Annotated in this window: 2 protein-coding genes; both read right to left on the bottom strand. The window is 43.0% G+C overall.

All coding sequences use genetic code 11. The annotated features are described in order from the left end of the window. Positions 1-435: 435 nt before the first annotated feature. Entirely contained in the window at positions 436-1,329 is an 894-nt protein-coding gene (locus O9290_RS26380; protein WP_288054606.1) for a leucine-rich repeat domain-containing protein, read from the bottom strand. Positions 1,330-1,557: 228 nt separating this feature from the next. Continuing rightward, positions 1,558-1,860: a HigA family addiction module antitoxin gene (locus tag O9290_RS26375; protein ID WP_288054608.1), complete on the bottom strand. Its 303-nt coding sequence runs from the start codon at positions 1,858-1,860 to the stop codon at positions 1,558-1,560. Positions 1,861-2,118 lie beyond the last annotated feature (258 nt).

The raw sequence follows: 2,118 nt of genomic DNA, 5'->3' as shown, positions 1-2,118 counted from the left end.
GGTTCGATAGGGGGGCATAAATCGACTAAATCCTTATCTGGTAAGAGACTTAATTGATTAGTTCGCTCTAGATCAAAAACAATTGACAAAAATCGCTAAATGCCTTTCTATATAAGGGTTACATCCCTTATAACCCCCGTCCATTGCATAACACAAACCGAAGAGCCATAGCATATAATACTAAATCCGTTGAGTATAGGCTACATATGAGGACAGGCACTCATGCAAGAGGCAAGAGGCAAAAGGGAGAATAAATAATCAGTTTTTAATAACCGGATTTAGTATAAGAGGTTGAGAACGGGAAAAGGCCAAGAGTTTTCCCAGTTTGATAAAAAGAGAGATTAATATTAAATATTTGTAAACTTTTTCGCCTAAGTTACCTTTCTGTGGTAAGCAAATCTTTACTGCTCCGATTCGGGGGTTTCTTGGGGGGTGTCATCGTTGTTGGTTTCTCGCTGGGGACTTGCGCTTTGATAATGTACCATTTATGGCTTGTCTGATTCTTCTACAGAGCGACTGTCTGGCTGGGATATTATTCCTACGCAGGTCCCCTGGGTTATTGCTGAGGTCGAGGCGTTGCAGGGAGGTAAGTTGAGCGAGCGCTTCTGGAATCTCCCTGATTTGGTTATTGCTGAGGTTGAGGTGTCCCACGGAGGTAAGTCGTCGAGCGAGCGCTCCTGGAATCTTCCTGATTTGGTTATTGCTGAGGTAGAGGAATACCAGGGAGGTAAGTCGTCGAGCGAGCGCTTCTGGAATCTCCCTGATTTGGTTATTGCTGAGAGAGAGGCTTTTCAGGGAGGTGAGGTGAGCGAACGCTTCTGGAATCTCCCTGATTTGGTTATTGTAGAGATAGAGGTATTGCAGGGAGGTGAGGTGAGCGAGTGCTTCTGGTATCTCGCTGATTTGGTTATTGCTGAGGTAGAGGAATTGCAGGGAGGTGAGTTGAGCGAGCGCTTCTGGAATCTCGCCGATTTGGTTACTGCTGAGGTAGAGGTGTTGCAGGGAGGTGAGGTGAGCGAGCGCTTCTGGAATCTCGCTGATTTGGTTATTGTTGAGAAAGAGGCGTTGCAGGGAGGTGAGGTGAGCGAGCGCTTCTGGAATCTCGCTGATTCGGTTATTGTTGAGAAAGAGGCGTTGCAGGGAGGTGAGGTGAGCGAGCGCTCCTGGAATCTCCCTGATTTGGTTACTGTTGAGGTCGAGGGATTGCAGGGAGGTGAGTTGAGGGATTTCGGGGGGAATTTCTGTTAAGTTTTTGTTGGACAGATCCAACTCCCTCACTCTTTCGTCCTTTGCCTGTTGAATTAACTCTAATACTTCCTGTGCTGTCATTGACTATCCCCCCGCTACCATATTTACTCCATTTTGGCAAAAGATCCAGTTAATGCAACTGGTGGTGATCAGCTAGTCCACTGTTAACAGTAGGATTAACTCCCACACGCGGTTATTCATACATTTGTATCAGTTTAAGGATAACTGATAATTGCTGATTGTCGCTATTTCTGCAAATGTGAGATGCAGCCAGTATGTCAAATGAATAATTATAGAATTCAAGAGAATTTATCCTGAAGACAGGGATTGATAAGGAATAATTTTTTCGAGGGTATTTCCTAACTTTTCCCTCGCTAGATCTAACTCATAGGCTTTTTGTAAATTCATCCAAATTTCTGCCCCTGTATTAAAAAAACGCCCTAATTTTAAAGCAATATCTCCCGTGATATTTCCTTGTCCCTTGAGAATTTGCTCAAGTTCATTCTCAGAGATATTAACTCTTGTGGCAAGCTGAGAAACATCAAGATTAATTTCCTCTAATTCATCAGCTAAAATTTCACCGGGGTGGATAGGACTTTTCCAATTATTCATCGTGAATTCTCCTTACGTCCCTTGTCATCAAAGATGAAGTTTTACAAGATATTGCTAAAAAAGCTCAGTCAAAAACAGTTTTGCTATTATGTGCGGAAATGGATTATAGCACTTCTTGGAGCTATGAGGTACAATGAAAAGCAAATAGACAAATAATAGAACTCGCCAGCTTCCTATGAGACCCTATTCCGTAGATTTTCGCCAAAAAATTATCGATGTCTGGAAGAAAGAAAAAATTTCTATTCGAGGACTAGCCCA

The organism is Microcystis sp. LE19-41.2A, assembly GCF_027530405.1.
Classification (GTDB): Bacteria; Cyanobacteriota; Cyanobacteriia; order Cyanobacteriales; family Microcystaceae; genus Microcystis; species Microcystis aeruginosa.
This window is presented reverse-complemented; position numbering and strand designations above follow the sequence as displayed.

What these genes read in the sequence shown, in the direction of transcription:
- O9290_RS26375 (WP_288054608.1), bottom strand. Translation starts at nt 1,860, where the DNA reads ATGAATAATTGGAAAAGTCCTATCCACCCCGGTGAAATTTTAGCTGAT.
- O9290_RS26380 (WP_288054606.1), bottom strand. Translation starts at nt 1,329, where the DNA reads ATGACAGCACAGGAAGTATTAGAGTTAATTCAACAGGCAAAGGACGAA.